The organism is Microbacterium sp. K27, assembly GCF_004794435.1.
GTDB classification, from domain to species: Bacteria; Actinomycetota; Actinomycetes; order Actinomycetales; family Microbacteriaceae; genus Microbacterium; species Microbacterium maritypicum_A.
Genome location: NZ_SSDK01000040.1, coordinates 239825 through 262148 on the forward strand (window position 1 = coordinate 239825; position 22324 = coordinate 262148).

The window sequence follows — 22324 nt, forward strand, 5'->3', positions numbered from 1 at the left end:
TCAGACGGCGAAGACCCTCGGAGCGATCGCGACCGTCGCCGAGACGAGAGCGGAGGCGGGAACCGGCGCCAGCGCCACGGGACGACGCTCGACGTGATCGAAGCACCGGACCGCACCATCGAGGATCTCCACCCGGAGGGGATCGATCGCGAGACCGAAGCCCACGGCCTTGAGCACGGCCTCCTTCGCCGTGAAGGCGCGTGCCGCATCGGCGATCGACGACACGCGCGCCCGCTCCGCCGGGGTGAGGGCGAGGGCGAGCATGTCCTCCGCGTCGACGAAGGACGAGTGCTGCTCGATGTCGATCCCCACCTCCGCCTCCTCGCAGAAGGCGACGGCGACGAACGTCCCACTGTGCGAGATGGACACGTCCGGCCACGCCGCGCCCGCCCATCCTCGCCCCGGCTCCGCCGACAGGATCGGCTTCCACTCCCCCGCCGCGGTGAATCGCCGTGCGAACCGGGCGCCCCCGAGCGGAACACCCCGCTCCTCATGCAGCCGGCGGTGCACGAGGATCCGTCCCGTGAGAAAACGGCGGGCGTCCGCCTCCCGCCGGAACGCGGCGAGGCGCGCACGGTCGTCGTCGGTGAGCGGAAGCCACGACGGCGGCTCCGCATCCACCAGCCGATCCGCGATCTCGACCCGCGCCTCGATGGTGCGGATCGGGCCGGAGCCCCCCACCTCGGCGGGAAAGGAGACGGGAACGCCGACGACGGGCGACATCAGCCCGTGACCGTGCCCTCGTGCACCTCGAGGACGCGATCGAGACGCGCGAGGGTCGACTCCCGGTGGGCGACCACGACGACGGTCCGCCCCTGCGCGAGACGATCGAGGGCCGCCTCGACGAGGCCGGCGGTCTCCGGATCCACATCCGACGTCGCCTCGTCGAGCACGATCACCCGGCTTTCGAGCAGTGCGATGCGGGCGAGGCCCACCAGCTGCCGCTGACCGGCCGAGAGCGGCGAGTCCGCTCCGACGGGTGTCGCCAGTCCCTCCGGCAGCCCGTCGAGCCACGACGTCAGGCCGAGAGCGGCGAACGCCGCGCGCAGATCTCCCTCGTCAGCGGAAGCATCGGTGAGACGCAACTCGTCGGCGATCGTCCCCGTCCCGAGCTGGACCTCCTGCGGCACGAAGGCGACGCGGAGCGCGCGCTCGGCAGGCGTGAGCGCGTCGAGGTCGACGCCCTCACACCGAACCGTGCCCCTGGTCGGGGCGTACAGTCCCGCGAGGATGAGAGCGAGCGTGGACTTCCCTGCTCCGGAGCGTCCCGCGAGGCCGTGGCGCACTCCGCTCGCCAGGCGCAGGCTCACCCCGCGCAGCACGGGGTCGCCGCCGTAGTCGAACCAGACGTCGTCGACCTCGATCCCCACGCCCGGCACCTCCCCGCTGTCCTTCGCGGACTCATCGGACAGGCTCTCCCCGGGGGCGCTTTCGATGGGACGATCCGACGCCGTGGCACGAAGCAGGTCGTTCGCGCGTGCGGCACCCGTCGCCGCCTCCTCCACCGCACCCACGAGAGCGACCAGGTCGGAGAAGCCGGAGAAGAGGGTCACGCTCGCCAGCAGGAAGGTCACGACCACCCCGACCGAGACCGTGCCCGCACCCACCAGCGGCACGCCGACCACGATCAGCGCCGCGAGGGTCACCCCCTCGATGAGCGACATGGCACTGATCCACCGCCCGAGGACGACAGTGCGCATCTGCGCCTCGACCGCGTGCGCGTTGATCTCCGCCGAGCGGTCGTCCAGTCGGCGACGCGTCACCGCCGGGGCGCCTGCGATGAGGGAGCGCGCCCGGACGCTCTCCGCGAGCTCCGCCACGACATCCGCTTCTGCCGCCGCCTCCGCACCGTAGGCGTCCGCAGCCCGCGAACGGAACCGATGCATCACGAAGAGCGCCGGAGGTAAGAAGACGAGCACGAGCACGAGGGCCAGCACCCAGGACTGGAGCGCGAGCACGGTCACCAGCAGGAGGACGGTCGACCCCGTCACGAGGAGGGCCGTCGAGGACTCGCGCACGAAGGCGGAGAGTGCCGCGATCTCCGCCGTGCCGCGCTGCAGCAGTTCGCCGTGTCGGTGTCGCTCGACGAAGCGCAGGGGCACGGTCGTCAGCTGCGCCGCGATCCGATCCCGCACATCCCGCACGAGGAACTCGCCACCGCGCGCCAGACGGCTCCTCCCGACCGCCGAGAGCACCAGTTGAAGCAGGGCGAGACCCACCCCGACCCCTGCGAGGAGCAGTGCGGTCTCCCGCTCTCCCCTCAGCAGCGCATCGGTCACCCGCCCCACGACCACCGGCGCCAGCGTCGCCGCGAGACTCGCTCCGACGCCGAAGACGATCGCGCTCATGAGCAGGAAGCTGTGCGGACGTGCGAACCGCAGGGCGGCGCGCACCACTCCGCGCCGCGAGGGTGCGGCGAGGAGCCGATCCGAGTACGCCGCCCGCACGGTGACCCCCTCGGCTGCGGCATCCGCCACGGGGCTCATGCCGACACCTCCGTGCGCACCGAGAGATGCAGAACCGTGTCGGCGGCGTCGATGATCGCCCCGTGCCCGGCCACCACCACGATGCGCTCCGCCGCCACCTCCCTGATCGCGGCGATGATGCGGGCCCCCGTCGCCGGATCCACCGCAGAGGTGACGTCATCGAGGAGCAGCACCGCGGGCTCGACGACCAGCGCCCTGGCGAGTGCGAGCCGCTGCACCTGTCCCCCTGAGAGCTCCCCGCCTCCTTCCCCGACCGGTGCGTCGAGGGGATCGACCGACCGCGGTGCGAGCTCCGCATCGAGACCGACGACGGCGAGCGCACGACGGTAGCGCGCATCGTCGTCCTCGCCGTCTCCCGTGGCCGCGCCGAGGGCGAGGTTCTCACGCACGGTTCCGTTCAGCACGAGCGGACGCTGGGGAACGAGATGCACCCCGCCGACCGCTCCCGTGGCCGCTGCACCGTCGACGAGCACGCGACCTGCATGCGGCGCCTCGATCCCGGCGATCATCCGCAGCAGTGTCGACTTGCCACTCCCTGTCGGACCGCTGAGCCCGATCAGACGACCGGGGGCGAGGGTGAGCGCGATCGGCTCCGCGCCGGGAAACGCCCGCACGCCGTCCAAGACGATCTCCCGCGCCGGAGCCTGCTCACCCGTCGTGTGCGGGACGCGGAGAACCGGCTGCAGCCGGGCCGCGCCCACCCGGGCATCCGCGCTCTGCGTCCACCGCTGGAGCCCCACCTGCACGGCGATCCCGACCGTCGCCATCCACCCGCTGAATGTCACGAGCCCACCGACCGTGAGACGCCCGTCGAGAACGGCGAAGACGGCGACGACCACGCCGACCGCCGTGGCGACGGCGGGGATCCCCTCGCCCAGGGCCGTCCATCGGGCGAGGATCCCTCCCGCGCGCACGGTGCGATCGGTGAGGTCGGCCGACATACGTTCATGGCGCTCGACGACCGCGCGCCCCATCCCGGCTCCGCGCACGGTGACGGCGCTGCGGAGCAGATGATCGACCGCGTCAGCCCGTCGGCCGTGCGCCTCGGCCGCGTGCATGGACGCCCGCTCGAAGCGCCGAGGGTAGACGACCGCGAGCACGATCAGACAGGGCACCGTCGCCCCGGCGACGAGCAGCAGCCACGGATCCAGCGAGGCGAGCCCCGGCACGAGGACACCGACCGTGACTGCGATCACGATCCAGGTGGGGAGACCGTGCACCCAGACCCGGACGAGGTCGACGTCCCGCCCGGCCCGGATCAGCAAATCACCGGTCCCGCCGGAAGACGGCCCCGCGCCGGCGATCGCACACGTACGAAGACGCTCGCGCAGGAACACACCGGTACGCGCATCGGCGAGGTTGGCGAAGTGGTCCCACACGCACATCCCGAAGAACTGCGCGATCCCCGCCACGAGGACGACTCCGCCCCACCACGCCGCCGCCCCCAGGTCGCCCCCGATCACGCCGTCGTCGATCGCGAACTGCAGGATGAAGGGCGCCGCGAGGAACCCGCCCTGGCGCACCACGGCGCCGGCCATGGAGAGAGCCAGTGGTGCGCGCACCCTCCACGCCGTCTCACGGAGCAGCCGACCGCGTCCGTTCATCGCCCCTTCTCCAGACGGCGCGAGATCGCCGGACCTATCTGCTCCCACGCTGAGGGGGCGACGATCCCGGAGTGATCGGCATCGAGCACGGTGGTCACCGCGTCGTCGCCGAGGCGCACCCCCCACCCCGACGCTGCGGGATCTTCGCGCCCCGCGACGAACAGGGCAGTGGGAACAGCGGTGACCGGAGACGCGGATGCGGCCATGAGGCCGGAGGCCCAGGCGTGACTCGCCACGATCGCCTCGACCGCGGCGCGGTCGTCGAGCCCCAGCACACCCCGTGAAGCACGGATCGCCGCGCGGAGATCCGGATCGTCTCCGCCCTCATCCCGGAGCTCGGCGAAGAACGCCGTCTGCTCCGCGCGCACCGCCTCCTCCTCCTCGGGACCGAAAGCCGCGGTCCGAGAGGCGTCTCGTCGACCCGAGAGCGGTGCCGGATCGAGGAGGGCGAGCAGTTCGATCTCCTCGCCTTCCTCCACCAGCCGCGCGGCGATCGCATGGGCGACGTTGCCGCCGAAGGAGTACCCCGCCAGTCGATAAGGGCCCCGCGGCGCGATGGCCCTGATCCGTTCGAGGTACTCGAGCGCGAGCTCATCCACATCCATGGCCGCGCTCTCGCCACCGGAGAGCAGCGGCGCCTGGAGCCCGACCACGCCCACGCCCGCAGGGAGGAAGCGCACGAGCGGGGCGAACTGCCAGGCGAAACCGCCGGCGGGATGCACGCAGAACAGGGGCGACTCCTCCGATGCCGACTCCCCGAGCACGAGAACGGGAGCGAGTCCGGCATCCCGCGCGGGATCGCCGATCGCCGCAGCGAGAGCGCGCACGGTCGGCGCGGCCATCACGGTCCCGACCGGCACCCGCACCCCGAGCTCCTCCCCCAGCTGCGCCACGACGCGCATCGCCAGCAGGGAGTGGCCGCCGAGGTCGAAGAACCCCTCGTCCCGATGCTGCACCACCACGCCCAGCACCTGCTCGAAGACCTCCGCGACGAGCCGCTCGGCCCGTCCCTGCGGCGGCTCACCAGTGCCGGAGCCGCGGGGAACGGGGAGCGCCTCGCGGTCGACCTTGCCGTTGACCGTGAGCGGGATCACGGGGACCACCGCGAACAGCGAAGGGATCGCATAGGGAGGAAGGATGCGGGCGAGGTGCGATCGCACATCGTCGAGGAATGCATCGTCGAGGAGCACATCGTCGAGGCCCGGCCTCACGACCACGTGCAACCGGAGGACACCGCCGGCGGCGCCCCCCACGGAGGCTGCGGCCTGCGCCACCCGGGGGTGACTCTCCGCCGCCTTCTCGATCTCGGCGAGCTCGATGCGGTATCCGCGGACCTTCACCTGCCCGTCGTCGCGCCCGCGATACTCGATCCCGCCGTCCGGCAGACGGTGCACGCGGTCGCCCGTTCGATAGAGGCGTTCACCCGGGCCGCCGAAGGGGTCGGCGACGAAGCGCGCGGCGGTCTGCGCGGTCTGACCGTCGTACCCACGGGCGAGGCCGTCACCGGCGAGGTAGAGCTCGCCGGTTCCCCCCGGCGGCACCTCGCGCAGCCCCGAGTCGAGTACGTACGCCCGCGCGCCGAGGATCGGTCGTCCGAGGCACGGGGTGGTCCCCGACGCCAGGTCGACGCCGAGCGCGTTGATCGTGAACTCGGTGGGGCCGTACAGGTCGTATCCCGCCGTGTGCGGATGGTCGTGGAGCGTCGTCCACAGCTCCGCCGGCACGGCCTCTCCGCCGAGAAGGACGAGCGCCGGCGGCCGGTGGTCGAGGAGGCCGGCACGCAGCAGCTCCCGCGCGAAGGACGGCGTCACGTTCACGACGTCGATGCCCACCTGCGCGTAGTGCGCGACGAGGGCTTCGACGTCGAGTCGGCTCTCCTCGTCGACGATGTGCACCTCGTGCCCGTCCAACAGCCAGAACAACTCCTCCCACGACATGTCGAACGAGAACGACACCGTGTGCGCGATGCGCAGCGGCGAGCGACCGGCCCGCGCGATGGTGGGCCGGAAGATCGCCTCGAGGTGGTTGTCGTACATCGTCAGGAGCCCGCGGTGCGGCACGACCACGCCCTTCGGCTCTCCCGTGGATCCCGAGGTGAAGATCGTGTACGCCGCGTGGGCCGGGGTGAGTTGCGGCAGGGTGACGTCGGAGCGTCCCTCGCCCGGCGCGGCGTCGGACGCGCGCGGGAGCTCGAGTCGGGGGATGCCGCCCGACATGTCCTCGGCGACTCCGGGCGTTCCCGGCGGGACGATCACGAGCTCCGCTCCCGCCCGGTCGGCGAGACGGCGGCGACGCTCGGTCGGATGCGCGAGATCCAATGGCAGGTACGCCCGCCCGGAGCGGAGGACGCCGAAGATCGCGGCGACGTGCTCGATCGTGCGGGGCAGCTCGAGGGCGACCACCGAGCCCGGTCCGCGCGTGCGCGCCGCGGCGAGGGCGGCGATGCGGTCGATCTCGTGCTGCAGGCGCGCGAACGTCCAGGACGCTGCGGCCCCCTCGACGTCGCGCCCGACGAGCGCCGTGCGCTCCGGGTGACGTGCGGCCGCATCGGCGAGGAGGTCGGCAACCGTGCCGTCGTCCGCGTCGTGGCGGGATTCCGGCGCCACCTCGGTCGCCTCGGCATTGACCCTGTCGATCGCCGGACGATCCTCCGCCACTGCGACGGGGATCCGTGAGACCGGCGCACCGGTGTCTTCCGCGAGATGAGCGAGGACGGCGAGATACCGATCGAGGTAGCGCTCCGCCCGACCGGCGTCCACCACATCGGGACGGTAGGCGAGCGCCACCTCGAGGCGCTCGCCGGGATTGACCGTCATCGCGAGGCTGTAGTGCGTGCCGTCGTGGGCCTCCGCCTCGGAGATCCCGTGCCGGAGGAAGGTCTCCGACTGGGAGGCCTCATCGACGGGGAGGTTCCGGAAGACGTAGAGCGTGTCGAAGAGGACGGCCTGACCCGACGCCTGTTGCACATAGCTCAGACCGACATGGTGGGCGTGCATCACCTCCGACTGCGCGGTCATGTGCGTTCGGAGTTCGTCCCCCAGCACGCGTCCGGGGTGGATGCGCACCCGGACGGGCACCGTGTTCATGAGCAGCCCGACCATCCGGTCGACGTGCGCGACCTCCGCCGGCCTTCCGGAGACGGTCGTGCCGAACACCACGTCGTCCTGTCCCGTGATCCCCCGGAGCACGTGTGCCCAGGCGTAGCCGAGCACGGTGGACAGTGTCACGGATGAGCGCCGGGCGAGTGCGGCGAGTCCACTCGACAGCGAAGCGTCCAGCTCGGCATGGACCGACTCGGAGAGCACGGGCGGGGCGGCGATGGACCGGGGCTCGACGAGAGTGGGACCGGGGAGCCCGGCGAGAGCCGACCTCCAGGTGTCGACGCCGGCCGCGTGGTCCTGGGCACCGACCCAGGCGAGATACTCCGCGTAATCCGCGGTCGGCGGAAGCCCGTCGTCCGACACCGGCCCGGGCACCGCGAGAGCACGGTCGTAGAGCTCGAACAGGTCTTCCAGAAGCAGGGTCTGCGACCAGCCGTCGGTGAGGATGTGGTGATGCACGAGGCTGACCATCGCGCGGGCGGGAGCGAGTCGCACGAGCACGAGACGGATGAGCGGGGGCGCAGCCAGATCGAAGCCCTCATCGACCTGCGCCACCGTGAGGTTCTCCAGCTCTGCCTCCTGCTCGGCCTCCGACAGGCCCTGCAGATCGACCTCGGCGAAGGGCAGGGGGATGGGAGGCACGATCACCGAGAGGGGGCGCCCGCGTCCGTCGTCCACGAAGCCCGCCCGCAGGCTCGCGTGCCGGCGGAGCAGAGCGTCACCGGCACGGCGCAACGCATCGGCGTCGACCTCCGAGTCGAGCGTGATCTTGTGCTGGACCACGTACACGTCGACGTCGTCCGCCGCCGCGCCGAGGCGCGTATGCACGTAGAGGCCCTCCTGCAGCGGCCCGAGGGGCAGCACGGCCTCCCATCCGGGGAAACGACGGTCGAGGTCGCTCCGTTCGTGCGCGTCGAGCACGATCCGGTCGGTGCCGGCGACCGTGCTCCCGGCGTCCGCCGGTGCCGCCTCTTCTTCCACGGGTCCGGCATCGATCGCGCGTCCGACGAGTGCCGAGACGGTACGGGCGTCGAAGACGGTGCCGAGCGTGACGACCGCGCCCGCGCGACGGGCGCGCGCGACGAAGCGGATCGCCGAGATGCTGTCGAGGCCCGCGGCGAAGAGATCGTCGTCCGCGCGCACGTGCGCTCCGAGGATCTCGCGCGCCGTGGCGAGCAGTCGGGTGCGGAGCCCCGTCGGATCGGCCTCGTGCGCGCCGGTCGTCTCGGCGGCGTTCGCATCGGTGCCGGTCGTCTCGGTGTCACCCGTCTCGGTGCCGGTCCCCGACACCGTCCGCGTCGCCCGGATCCGACGGAGAGCCTCACGACGATCGAGCTTGCCGTTGGCCGTGGTGGGAACCGCCTCCGCGAATGCGACGGCGACGGGGCGCTGCGCCTCCGGGAGGAGGGCGCCCGCGGCGTCGAGGACGTCCTGAGCGCGCAGCGGCGTTCCGTCATTGCGCTCGGGTACGACGAGGGCGACGAGCGCGGGAGTCGGATCCTCGTCCACGAGGACGACGGCCGCCGACACCCCGGGAAGCCGCGTGAGCACGGCCTGGGTCTCACCGGGTTCCACGCGCATGCCGCGGATCTTCACCTGATCATCGACGCGACCGCGGTGGACGAGTCCGGCAGATGTCCGCTCGACGAGGTCTCCCGTCCGATATAGCCGGGCGCCGGACCCGCCGGGGTCGGCGACGAAGCGCTCCGCCGTCAGCGCCGTGCGACCGGCGTAACCGTGCGCGAGCTGCGCACCGTCGAGGTACAGCTCGCCGATCCCACCGGCTCCCACCGGGCGGAGGAACCGATCCAGCACGCGCAGCGCCGTACCCGGCGTCGCACCGCCGATGGGAGCGCTGGCTCCCGTCGCCCGCTCCGCATGATCCCCGGCGGTGACGTCGATCGCGGCCTCCGCGGGACCGTAGAGATTGTGCACGGGGGCACTCGCGAGCGTCGCCGCCCGCTCGGCGACCGTCGTCGGCAGGGACTCCCCGCTGCAGAGGATACGCGCGACGCTCGACCACGCGGGATCGGGGACGAGGTCGAGGTAGGCGGAGAGCATCGACGGCACGAAGTGCAGGGTCGTGATCCGCTCCGCGGCGATCAGCGCGTCGAGGGCTTCGGGATCGCGGTGCGCACCGGGAGGCGCGAGGACGAGTCGTGCACCCGTGACGAGAGGGAGGACCAGCTCCCAGACCGAGACGTCGAACGAGAGCGGCGTCTTGTGCAGGATCACATCGTCGGCATCGATCCGATAGCGATCCCGCATCCAGCTGAGGCGGATCGCGAGTCCGCCACGGGTGTTCACGCACGCCTTCGGACGCCCGGTGGTGCCGGAGGTGAAGACGAGGTACGCGGGTGAATCGGAACGACGGCGCGGGTCCGCATCCGACGGATCGGAGAGCGGGACCAGCGTCCGGTCCCGCAGCTCGCGCACCCTGCCGACGCCGAGCGCGACGTCGGTGACCGGCGCGGAGGAGGGTCCTGTGCTCCCGAGCTCCGCGGCGAGGGCCTCGCACTCCGGCGCGAAGTACAGCGTCGTCGCCCCGGAATCGGCGAGGGCATCGCGCGTGCGCTCCGTCGGAAGGTCGGGATCGAGCGCGACGAACGGGCGGGCGGCGCGAAGAGCCGCGAGCACGCCGATGACGAGGGCTGCCGACCGCGGCGCGAGGAGGGCTACCGGCCCCGACCCTTCGGCGAAGACGCCCGCGAGCTGGTCCGCCGCCGCATGCAGCGCGGAGGTGGTGATGCGCCGATCGCCCGCGATGACCGCGATCTGAGCGCCCCGCGACTCCCGCACCGCGTCGAGGAGAGCATCGAGGTCGGCCTCAGGAGCAGGCCCGCCGTCGAGCAGGCCCCCGGCGTCGTCCGGCGTCGTCCCGTCCCGCAGCGGGAGCCTCGCGACACGGACGTCGGGATCCCCGATGATCCCGTCGAGCACCGTTTCGACGAGGGCGAGCACGGCGTCGGCCCCGTACCGTGACCCCGAGCGCGCGACGACCTCCAGGCGGATCGTGTCGCCGACCTCGACCAGAAGGGCGAGCGGATAGTGCACCTCGTCGCGCGCCCACGTGCCGACGACGCGGAGGCCGCCGTCGGCACTCGTCCAGTCCGCCACCGCGTCCGGGTAGTTCTCGACGACGAGCAGGCTGTCGAAGAGCGGAGCGATCCCCAGCGACGACTGCGCCGCGCGGAGATCGGCGCTCGGCGCGGCAGCGAGCGCGCCCTGCGTCCGGTGCGCCTGCCGGATCACGTGGGACACCGCGTCGCCGGCGTTCGCACGCACGCGGAACGGCAGGGTGTTGCCGAGAAGGCCGATGATCCGATCCGCTCCGGGGATTCCGACGCCACGACCGGACACCGTGAAGCCGAAGACCACATCCTCCCGGTCGACGATGTGGCCGAGCACGATCCCCCAGGCCGCGCTCACGACGGCAGCGGGCGACACTCCGAGGGCACGGGCCCTGGCGCGCAGTGCCGCACCGTCCTGCCGATGCCGCACTCTCCGGTCGGCCGTGAAGTGCCCATCCTCGTCGGGCGCGGCATCGTGTGCTGCCACGATCGTCGCCTCGGTCACGCCGCGCAGGAGGTCGACGACGACCTCACCATCTGTCGGGTCGTGCTCCTCGGGGACGACGACGTCGAGGTAGTCGATGAACTGCGCCTCAGGCTCAGGAGGCGTCGCTCCAGTCACTCGGTCGAGGATCTCCTCCAGCAGCAGCGGTATCGACCAGCCGTCGAGAAGCAGGTGGTGCGCGGTCACCAGCAGCACCGCCCTGGTCTCCGAGACGCGCAGCAGCGCGACGCGGATCAGCGGAGGCCGCTGCGGATCGAACCCCCTGGCCCATTCGGCCGCCGCGACCGACTGGACCTGTGCGGCGGTGGGGGCCTCTCCGCGCGCGGCGCCTCGGGCCTCGGCGAGGTCGACGACCGTCACCTCGGGTTCGACGCGATCGGGGACGAACTGCACCGGGTCGCTGTCCGTTCCCGCGAAGAAGCCGACCCGCAGGTTCTCGTGCGTGACGAGGACATCCGCGACCGCCGCGCGCAGGGCATCCTCGGACAGATCGCCCTCCACCTCGACCGCCGCCTGGAGCAGATAGGTCGGAGAGGTTCCGGTCTCCCGCTCCCACAGCGAGTGGAAGAGCAGCCCGTGCTGCAGCGGGGTGAGCGGCCAGACGTCGAGGACGGCGGCGGTCGAGGGGGAAGCGGTCGTGCTCACGGGGTCTCCTCCAGGAGTCGTTCGATGCTGCTGAGATCGCGCGGGGCGAGGCGGGCGCGGGTCCGTCTCGCCCCGTGGGGTGCCGTCGGTCCGGGCACCCCTACGGGGACGGCGGCGGCGGCGAGACCGGCGAGCCGCTCGTGTGCGAACACCTGCCCTGGGGTGATCGTGAAGCCCCGCGCGCGCACGAGCGCCACCAGGCGGATCGAGGAGATGCTGTCGCCGCCGAGCTCGAAGAAGGCCTCCTCCGGCGAGACGCGCGAGCGCTCGAGGATCTCGGCCACCGCCTCGACGACCGCACGCTCCGCGTCGTTCTCCGGTCCGCGGCCCGACGCGACGACCGCGACCGGATCCGGGAGCGCTCCACGGTCGATCTTCCCGTTGAGGGTGAGCGGGATCGCATCCAGCACGGTGACGATGCGCGGCACGGAGGCCGGAGGCGCCGTCGCCGCGACGGCATCCCGCACCGCAGCGCCATCCAGGGTGACGCCCTCCTCCGGGGTCACATATCCGAGCAGCCGCGCACGACCGCTCGAATCCGTGCGGACGACGGCCGCAGCCCGGTGCACTCCCTCGACGCCGCGCAACGCGGACTCGATCTCACCGAGTTCGAGTCGATGGCCGTCGACCTTCACCTGGTCGTCGATCCGCCGGAGGAAGCGCAGCGTGCCCGAGGCCTCTCGGCGAACCAGGTCGCCCGTGCGGTACATCCTGGCCCCCGGCTCTCCGGTCGGGTCTGCCACGAAACGGCCGGCTGTGAGGTCAGGACGATCCCGATATCCGCGGGCGAGTTGGGGGCCGGCGAGGTAGAGCTCCCCCGCGACGCCGTGCGGCACGGGGCGCAGGGCATCGTCGAGGACGACGGCTCCCACTCCCGCGAAGGGACGGCCGATCGGGACGCTCGCGTCATGTGCGTCGTCGTCCAGCATCGCGCCCATCGCCCAGACGGTCGCCTCCGTGGGACCGTAGACGACGCGGGCGGCACGGCAGGCGGAACGCAGTCCACGCGCCAGATCCGCGGGAACCGCCTCACCGCCCACGAGAGCGGTCACCGCACCCCACGCCTCCGGCTGCTCCTCCAGCAGCGGCCGCCACAGCGACGGCGTCGCCTGCAGCACGGTGCACGCCTCACGCCGGGCGAGCGCGGCGAGACGATCCGGGTCGCGGACCTCCTCCCGACTCGCGATCACGACCGCCGCGCCGCTGATGAGCGGGACGAACAGCTCCAGTGCGGCGATGTCGAACGAGACCGTGGTGACCGCGAGCAGACGGTCCGCAGCCGTCAGCGCGAGCACGGACCGCTCATGCGAGAGGAACGCATCGAGCGCCGAGCGCGAGACGACCACCCCCTTGGGCCGACCGGTCGATCCCGAGGTGTAGATCACATACGCCGCACTCTCCGCGGGGGCGGGAGCGCCGCGCACCACCCCAGCCGCGGCGTAGACGCCACCCGAGACGGGAGCGACGGCGTGCACGGAGAGCTCGGACCGACCTCGCCCCGCGCCGTGCGTGCTCTCGTCGACGAGCACGAGGACCGGATCGGCGTCGTCCAGCATCAGTCGCAGGCGGGCGTCGGGGTAGTCCACGTCCAGCGGCACGTACGCGGCGCCCGCCGCGAGCACACCGATGAGCGCGGCGAGGAGCACGGGCGTGCGACCGACGGCGACCGCCACGCGATCCTCCGGACCGATACCGCGCGCGCGGAGTGCTCCGGCGATCCCGGCGGCGCGGCCGAGGAGCGTGGCGTAGTCCCAGGTCTCTCCGTCTCCTCGCACGGCGACCGCCGATGGCGTCTCGAGGGCGCGAGCGGTGAGCGCGTCGAGCACAGGGGTCACGCGGTACCGCTCGTCCTCCTCCGGGATGCGCGCCGGTTCATCGGGCAGCCGGGCGTCGAGCGCGCAGACGGGGGCCGTCGGGTCGGCGAGCAGCCGGTCGATCCAGGTGACCAGACGCAGTGCGAGCCGCTCCGCCGTCGCCCGGTCGAAGAGCTCGGCCGCGGCGACGATCGTGAGCGCACCGTCCGCGTCGCCGGAGTCGCGCGGGTGCTCGGGGTCCCGATAGCGGATCGCCAGGTCGAATCGTGCGGCGTCGACGAGCCCGGGGCGTTCGACGGCCGGTCCGGCCGGGAGATCGAGAGCACCTGCCGCCTGCTCTTCGACCGTGACCATGGTCTGGAACAGCGGATGCCGGGCCAGCGACCGCCGAGGTGCACAGGCGTCGACGATCTCCTCGAAGGGCACTCCGACGTCGTCGAGCGCGTCGAGCAGGGCATCGCGGGCGCGCTCGACGAGTGCGGAGAACGTCGCATCGCCGGCGACGTCGATGCGCAGCGGCAGCGTGTTGACGAGATAGCCGACGGTCCGCTCGAACCGCGCGTCGCGGGTCGTGGCAGGGGTGCCGAGGACGATGTCGGTCCCCGCCCCCAGGGCGCGGAAGAGACTCGCGACGGCGGCCTGCAGCACCATGAGCCGGGTCGCTCCCTGTGCGGCCGCGAAGGCATCGAGCGCCGCCACCGTCTTCGGGGCGACGGCGACGGCGACGGTCTCCGCCCGATATCCGGCCTTTTCCGGACGGGGACGGTCCGTCGGCAGGTCGAGCTCGACGGGGATGTCCCGCAGGCGCTCCCGCCAACGCTCCACCGCGACCGCCTCGGAAGTCGCCTCGGCGGCGGCGAAGGCGCCGAAGGGCACCGTGGCCGCAGGTGCGCGACCGGCGAGGAGTGCGGAGAGGTCCTCGCGGATCACCCGGAACGAGGTCTCGTCCACCGCGATGTGGTGCGCGGCGATCACGAGCACGTCCCCCTCGGAGCTGCGCAGGAGGGCGGCGCGGACCGGCGGAGCGGCGAACACGTCGAAGACGTGTTCTTCCTCACGCGCGACGGAGACCTCGAGTCCGCCGTCGACGTCGATCACGGCGAATGACATCGGCGGATGAGCGAGCACCTCGGCGTCGAAGCCGCCGTCGGTGCGGCGATAGACCGTGCGAAGCACCGCATGGTGGGCGATGAGCGCCTCCCAGGCCCGCTGCAGGTCCGCCGCTCTCACGCCGGTCGGCAGGTCGTACGACACCGGAACCGTGTAGGTCGCCGTCGGCCCCTCCAGCTCGGCGAGGAACAGCAGTCGTCGCTGGGCGGCCGAGACCGGGATCGCACCCGTCTCCGGGGTCTCTGCCGGCGTCGCGTCCGCGGGGGCGGTCGTCGACGCCTTCGCGCGAGCGGCGATGCGATGCAGGACGCGTTCCTGCAGGATGTCGCGCACACTGAGTGCGTATCCCGCACGACGCATGGCCCCGAGAACGCGCAGCGCGGTGAGCGAATGCCCGCCGAGCGCGAAGAAGTCGTCATCCATCGACACGTCGGCGCCGCCGATCACCGCACCGACCGCGGCGACGAGGGCCTGCTCCTCGGCCGTCGTCGGCGCGACGATCCTCCTGGTCGGATCTTCGCCGGGTGACGCGAGAGCGAGCGCGCGGACCGCCGCGCGGTCGACCTTTCCGCTCACGGTTACCGGAATCGCATCGGTCACCGCGATGCGGGCGGGCACGGCGGCCGCCGGAAGCAATGCGGCCAGCTCCTCCCGCAGGCGAGTGCTCGTGATCGTCACGCCATCGGAGACGGTGACCACGGCGAGGAGGCGCGCCCCGACGGGGCCCTCCGCGTCGAGTGCCGCGGACGCCTGCGAGACCCCGCCCAGGCTGCGGAGCGCGGCCTCGACCTCGCCGAGCTCGATCCGATTGCCGGCGACCTTCACCTGATCGTCGAGCCGCCCGTGGTACTCGACGCGCCCCGCCCCGTCCACGCGGACGAGATCGCCCGTCCGGTACCGTCGGGCACCGCCGGGAGCGGCGACGAAGCGCGATGCCGTGAGACCGGGGCGACCCAGATACCCGCGGGCGAGCTGTCCGCCCTGCAGGTAGAGCTCCCCGCGCGTGCCGACGGCCACCGGACGCAGCCACGCGTCGAGGACCACCGCGGACGCGCCGGGCACCGGTGTTCCGATCAGCGGCTCCGCGCTCTCCGCCACGATCGCGCCGAGGGCATCGACCGTCGCCTCGGTGGGGCCGTAGAGGTTGAGCGTCCGCGTCGCAGCGGACCTCTCGCGCAGGGCGGACCAGAGCGCCGTGCTGACCGCTTCGCCGCCGAGCAGCACCTCGGGGAGCGGACGGTCGCCGTCGAAGAGCCCCTCCTCGACCAGCTGCTCCGCCAGCACGGGGGCGACGTCGATGACATCCGCTCCCCGCGCCCTGTCCGTGAAGAGTGCGGGATCGCGACGCTCATCATCGTCGAGGAGGATCAGCTCGTGACCGGCGAACAGCCAGTGGAGCTGGATGAGCGAGGTGTCGAAGGCGAACGATGCGGAGTGCACCGCGACGATCCGGTCCCGCCCTTCCGCCGCCGTCAGCCGGGCGACGAGTTCGGCGTGACGCCCCGAGCGCAGACCGTCGAAGTGGGTGTCGAGCGCATCTCTGGTGAGCACGACGCCCTTCGGGCGGCCGGTCGATCCGGAGGTGAAGATGACGTAGGCGGCTGCCGAACCGTGAACGGCTCGCGGCTGGAGCGCCGCCGGTGGGATCTCCGCCGGGTCGAGGACCACGATTCCCGCATCGGCCGCCAGCGCTGCCGCCACGCTCGCCCGCGGGGCGATCATGAGAGCCGGTCGCGCCTCGGCGAGAACCTCGCGCAGCCGCTCACGCGGGGAGGAGACGTCGATGGGAAGGTAGGCGGCGCCGGCAGACAGCGTCGCGATGATGGCCGCGACGGCCTCGACGCTCCGGGGCACCGCGAGGGCGACGATGTGCTCCGGTCCGGCACCGGCGCGCTCCAGAGCCGCTTGGATCCCCCCGGCGATGTCGGCGAGGTCCGCCGCCCGGAGCGCCCGATCGCGGAAGCGCAGAGCGACGGCGTCCGGTTCGCTCGCCACGGCGGCGCGGAAGGCGGCCAGGACGGCGGAGGCTCCGCTGTCGTCCCGCGGCGTGCGCGCCGGCTCGGGTCCGACGAGTGCCTGCTCGCCGTCCATGACGGGCAGGGTGGCCGGGGTGGCATCGAGGTCGTCCGAGAGCCGCTCGAGGACCAGGGCGAACTCCGCGGCGAGCGCGACCGCTCGTTCCTCGGGGAGGCGTGCGACGTCGTGCTCGAGCGCGATGCGGAGCCCCTCTCCCGGGAGCACGGTGATCCCGACCGCGTAGTGCGTGCCACCGGCCGCCTGCACCTCGCCGACCCGGAGCCGTCCCTCGCCGGCGGCCACTGGAGAGGGGTAGTTCTCGACCACCACGAGCGTGTCGAAGAGGGTTCCCACGCCCACGAGGGATTCGATGTCGGAGAGCGGGAGCGCCTCGTGATCGTGGAGCCCGGCACGCTGCTGCTGCAGGTCGGCGAGGTGGGCCGAGAACGGGACCTCCGGACGCATCCGGAGCCGCACGGGGACCGTCACCGAGAGGAGGCCGACCACGCGGTCCACGCCCTCGACGGCGGTGGCGCGTCCAGCGGTCGTCATGCCGACGACCACGTCTGTGCGTCCGGCGGCGCGTCCGGCCACGTGCGCCCAGGCACCGACCACGACCACGCCTGCGGTGAGCCCCGCGTTCCGTGCCGCGACCAGCAGCCGCTCCCCTGCCCGGGGATCCAGGGGCACCTCGATGGTCCGCGTGCCGTTCGCTCGAACCGCTTCGTCGTCGTCTCCCGCCGAGTCGGATTGCGCCGCGGGTGCGAGGAAGGTGGGGCCGTCGAGGCCGGCGAGGTGGGCGGACCACGCATCGCGTGCAGGGGTCTGATCGACGGCCTCCTGCGCGACGAGGGTGCGGCGCAGGTCTGCCCAGCCGTCCGCGACGGTCTCCCCGGCTGCTGCGGCCACGACGCGCTCGATGAGCAGCGGTGTGGACCAGCCGTCGATCACGAGATGGTGCGCGGCGAGCACGAGGACGGCGGCGGAGCGACCGCTGCGCACCACGTGGGCGTGCACGAGCGGCGGGCGGGAGACATCGCTCGTGCGGGCGAGTTCCGCGTCGACGAGCGCCGCGACCCTCTTCTCGGCTCGGGCGGCGAGCGCGGTGCCCTTCCCCTCACGGTCGTCCTCCTCCGGATCGTCCTCGTGGAGGGTCACGTCGACGTCGGCCCGGCGAGGCACGAGCTGCACGGGGCGCTCGGCGAGGTCGACCACGAAGGCGGCTCCGAGCTGCGGGTGCGCCCGCACCACGGTACGCACGGCCTGTGCGATCCGCTCCAGCTCCAACGGCTCCGCGTCGTCGCCTCGGGGATCCTCGAGGGGGATCGTGGTGACGGTCGCATAGACGTCTTCGGCGCCGTCGCGGAGAGCATGGAACAGCAGCCCCTCCTGCAGCGCGGTGAGCGGTGCGATGTCGCGGAGCGCTCCCCTCTCCGCCTCGACCCGTTCGATCATTCGGAGATCGAGGCCGGGCAGCGCCGCCTCGGCCGGGATGAGGGTGGCGGCTGGCGCGGCCTCCGGTGCGCTGAGCCGATCAGCGAGGTCGGCGAACCCCTCGAGGGCGCGGTCCCATGCCTCGAGCAGTGTCGGAAGCGTCTCGGCGAGTGCCGGAGCCACCGTCCATTCGACCTCCAGGCCCCGGTCCCCGGGCGCGACGAACACCGCGACCTCGATCGCGTGACCGAGCCGGAGCCGATCCGGATGGTGCACGGTGAACGGACGCTCCCTGCGCAGCGCTACCCCCGAGGTCTTCTGGTCGGTCACGGGGGTGGTGTCTCCGAAGCGACCGAGATAGTTCAACAGCACTCCGGGCACTGCCCTGTCCGCGACCGCGTCCGCCCCGTAGCCGTCGTGCGGCACGTCGGCCCTGGCCTGGCGCACGGCGCGGACGGCACGGGTCAGACGCTCGGCCTCGGCGGCGCCGCGTAGGGGGAGATCGACCGCCACCGGGAACTCGGTCGTGAACCAGCCGATGCCGTCGGCCAGCTCCTCGCCGTCGTCCAGCGGCTCGCGGCCGTGGGTCTCCCACTCCACGAGCAGCGTGCCCTCGACCCCCGCCCAGTCCTGCAGCGCCACGGCGAGGGCGCCGACGAGGATCGCATCCGGCCGCGCATCCAGCACCAGCGGGATCCGATCGAGCACTGCCGCGGCGACCCGAGGATCGGTGCCACGCCAGACGCGAACCGCCGTCGAGGCCTCCGGGCCCGGGACCGGGTGCGGGAACACCGCGCAGGATCGCGCGGCGATACCGCGCCAATGGTTCTCTTCGGCGGCATCGAGACGGAGTTCCTCGAGCGCTTGAGCTCGGTGACGCCAGACGGACTCCGGCCCTGCAGGGAGCGGACGTCCGTCGAGGAGTCGTCCCAGCTCGTCGATGAGGATGCGCCAGGAGACGCCGTCGACGACGAGGTGGTGCGCCACGAGGACGAGCACCCCGTCCGCGGGGACGAGCCCGGCGGCCACCATGCGCCCCGAGGTCGGATCCAGCGCGTCCCGCAGCCGGGAATGGAGCTCCTCCGCATCGGCGCCCTCCAGGAGCGGGATCGGTGCGGACGCGGCGGGGATCTCGGCATGCCAGGTCCCGTCCGGCTGCTCCCGCACGACGAGGGAGAGCACCGGGTGTCGGGAGAGCAGGCCGGCGAGCGCGGCCGTCACCCCGGCGGCGTCAGCCCCCGGCACACGGAGTTCGACGCTCTGCGCGTAGTCCCGCACGGCCTCGAGAGAGGGGGCGAGCGCCCTCAGTGCCCTCGCCACCGGAGGCAACGGCACCGGGCCCGTCGCCGCCGTGGCCGGTCTGACCGGTGCTCCGCCCGGCGCGTCGAGGGGACGCAGGAGCGGCGCGAGACCCTGAGCCGTGCGTGCGGCGAACAGCTCGCGCGGTCGGGTGACCCACCCGGCCTGCCGCAGCTTCGCCGTGATCGCGATCACCGAGATGCTGTCTCCGCCCAGCACGATGACGTCGGCGTCGGCGGGGACCGTGTCGAGGCCGAGCACGTCGCCGATCGCCCGGCACACCGCGCGCTCACGGTCGTTCGCGGGCGCGACTCCCGCAGACCGGGTGCGCACCGGATCCGGCAGGGCGGCGACGTCGAGTTTGCCGTGCGCCGTCTGGGGCAGCTCGGGCAGCACGACGACGCCGTGCGGGACGAGGTGGTCGGGCAGCATGCTCCGCAGCGCGGAGAGCAGGTCTTCCGCGTCGAGGATGCCACCGGTCGCGGTGGGATCGGTGGCATCGGCGGGGACGGCGTACGCGAACAGGCGGGCCGATGCCCCGACTCCGCGCACGATGGCCTCGGCGCGGGCCACATGCGGCAGGGAGGCGAGCGCGCTGCGCACTTCGCCGAGCTCGACCCGGTATCCGCGGACCTTGACCTGGTCGTCGCGGCGGCCGCGGGTGGACAGCAGCCCATCCTCCTCCACGCGCACGATATCGCCGGTGAGGTAGATCCGGCCTCCGCCACCGCGTGGATCCGCGACGAAGCGGGCGGCGGTGAGACCCGCCATCCCCAGGTAGCCGCGGGCGAGGTGGGGCCCGGCGAGCGCGAGCTCCCCCGCGACACCGACAGGTACGGGGTGCAGCGCGGCGTCGAGCACCAGTGCGTCGGTACCCGCGAGCGCCCGGCCGATGCGCGGCTCGAGGCCTTCCACGACGGCGCCGAGCGCATCGACCGTGGCCTCGGTCGGGCCGTAGAAGTTGTAGGCGGCAAGGGGCGCGGCGGCCAGTCGTCGCCACAGCTCGGGCGATGCGGCCTCTCCGCCGATGAGCAGAAGCGCCGGCGTGTGCGCGGTCTCCAGCAGACCGGCATCCACGAGGGCGGAGGCGAACGTCGGAGTCACATCGAGGGTGTCGATGTGCAGGCGATCCACGGCCTCGACGATCTCGCGCGCGTCACGACGGTCGTCCTCGTCGAACACGAGGAGCTCGTGGCCGAGCAGGAGCCACAGCAGCTGCTCCCACGAGGAGTCGAAGGCGAAGGATGCCGTGTGCGCCGCCCGGAGCCGCCGTCCGGCCCGCGCCGCGACCGGCCGGAAGAGGGTCTGGGCATGGTGCGCGAGGAAGAAGGAGAGCGACCCGCGGCTGACGCCGACGCCCTTCGGCGTGCCGGTCGATCCAGAGGTGTAGATCACCGAGGCGAGCGCGTCGGGCGCGGGCGACGGGAACGCCGTGTCCGCCGACGCCGCAGGCAGACCGGCCGTCCCGTCCCCGTCGAGCACGAGCGCACGCGGATGCGCGGCGGCCGGCGATCCTTCGATCGTGACCACGAGTCGTGGATCCGCATGCCGGAGCACGAAGGCGATCCGCTCCTCCGGGTAGGCGAGATCGATCGGCGCGACGGCTCCGCCGGCCTCGAGCACCGCGAAGATCGCGACGATCAGGTCGATGCCGCGCGGCATCGCGAGGGCCACGACGTCGTCGCTGCCGATGCCCCGCGAGACGAGCACCGCCGCGAGCGCTCGCACCCGCGCGTGCAGGTGGGCGAAGGTCACCTCGTCGTCGGATGCGCGGATCGCGATCGCCTCCGGAGCGGCCGCGACCGCACGGGCGAGCGCCGCCGAGATGTCGACGATCGGATATCCGCCCTCCGGCAGGGGCTCGGAGCCGGAGGCGCCGCCGTCACCGATGGCGAGCGCGGCCGACCGACCGAGCGGCTGCGCGGGCTCGGCGGCGATCCGGGAGAGGAAGCCGGCGTATCTTCTCGCGATCGCGTCCGCGTCCGCCGCGGAGTGCACATCGGGGTTCACCTCGAGTCGGAGATGCACTCCGCCATCCACCGTCGGCGTGATCGTGAGGTCGATGTCATCGACGGGGCCTGCGGCCACCGTGGCGATCGTGCCCTCGGCACCTGCGAAATCGAGCATCGGGGTGTAGGGCTTGATGTTCACCCCGGGCCCCCGGAGCAGCGACGGGATGCCGCGCTCCTGTGCGAGCGCCTCCCCGCGGATCCGCTGGGCGCGCCGGAGCACGCCGAGGTCACGGCAGACGCGCAGGGCGACGGTGCAGAGGGCGTCTGCGAGATCGACCCGCACCGGAAGGGGGAGCACGGTCACGGACATCGACGGGGTCCGCGCCGCACCCGTCGTCGCTCGCGCCGCGAAGGGCACACCGAGCACGAGACGGCGGACGCCGGCGGCTCTCCCGGCGAAGGCCGCGAAGGCGGCGACGTTCACGTCCGCCCAGGTGAGGCGCCGGTCCGCGGCCACGACGGCAGCGAGGGCGTCCGCGGTCTCCGCGGGAAGGGGCACCTCGACCGCGTGGGCCCGACGCACTCCCGGCGCGGAGATTCCCGACACCGTCGGGACGTCCGCGGCATCCGCCACACCCGCCTCGTCGAGCAGCGTACGCACGGACGCCCGATCGGCCTCCGCAGCGGCCGACTCCGCGTACGCCCGCTCCTCGGCGCGCAGCGACGCGGCCCGGCCGAAGTCGGGTCCCAGGCCCCCGGCTCCCACCAGCACCCGATAGCGCTCGGCCACCCGATGCGCCACGAGGGATATCGAGTAGCCGTCGAGAAGGGCGTGGTGCGAACGGAAGAGCCACACCACGTGATCCGCAGCGGTTCGCACCACCACCTGCCCGGTCATCGACTCCGCGTCCAGTCCCCCGCGTCCGCGTGCCAGCTCCTGTGCGAACAGCTCGTCCGCTGCGGCCGTCGGGTCGGGGCGGTCCGAGACGTCGTGCACGTCGATCCGCACCGGGGCATCGACCTGCACCCGACGGGGGTGCCCCTCCGCATCGCGCACGATCAGGTCCCTCAGTGCGTCCGTCTCCGCGATGGCGGCGCGGATCGCCTCCGCCAGCAGCGCCGTCGACACGTCACCGACGATGTCCACCCGATCGGCGACCACGAACACGTCGGAGTCCGGATCCAGGAGCTGTGCGTCGACGATGCTGCGTGCGGCGGCACTCAGCACGTCGCCGTCGTCGCCGTCGAACGGGGAAACAGGGGAGGTCGTGATCATCGCGGTCTTCT

5 protein-coding genes are annotated in these 22324 nt (G+C 72.8%); all 5 read right to left on the bottom strand.

All coding sequences use genetic code 11. The features are described from left to right. From DW307_RS10890 to DW307_RS10910, 5 genes are read right to left on the bottom strand one after another with little or no spacing between them, the layout of a single operon-like run. Complete coding sequence (locus DW307_RS10890) at nt 1-723, bottom strand: 4'-phosphopantetheinyl transferase family protein (protein WP_136024719.1); 723 nt, start codon at nt 721-723, stop codon at nt 1-3. Then, nucleotides 723-2486 (bottom strand): ABC transporter ATP-binding protein, encoded by a 1764-nt coding sequence (locus DW307_RS10895; RefSeq protein WP_136024720.1) that lies wholly within the window; start codon nt 2484-2486, stop codon nt 723-725. Before DW307_RS10895 ends, DW307_RS10890 begins: the two co-directional genes overlap by 1 nt. Then, complete coding sequence (locus DW307_RS10900; protein ID WP_136024721.1) at nt 2483-4090, bottom strand: ATP-binding cassette domain-containing protein; 1608 nt, start codon at nt 4088-4090, stop codon at nt 2483-2485. Before DW307_RS10900 ends, DW307_RS10895 begins: the two co-directional genes overlap by 4 nt. Next, nucleotides 4087-11412, bottom strand: a complete 7326-nt coding sequence (locus DW307_RS10905) for a non-ribosomal peptide synthetase (protein WP_136024722.1) — start codon at nt 11410-11412, stop codon at nt 4087-4089. The genes DW307_RS10900 and DW307_RS10905 overlap by 4 nt, the downstream gene beginning before the upstream one ends. Then, nucleotides 11409-22313, bottom strand: a complete 10905-nt coding sequence (locus DW307_RS10910; protein ID WP_136024723.1) for a non-ribosomal peptide synthetase — start codon at nt 22311-22313, stop codon at nt 11409-11411. The genes DW307_RS10905 and DW307_RS10910 overlap by 4 nt, the downstream gene beginning before the upstream one ends. Between the last annotated feature and the right edge of the window lie 11 nt (nt 22314-22324).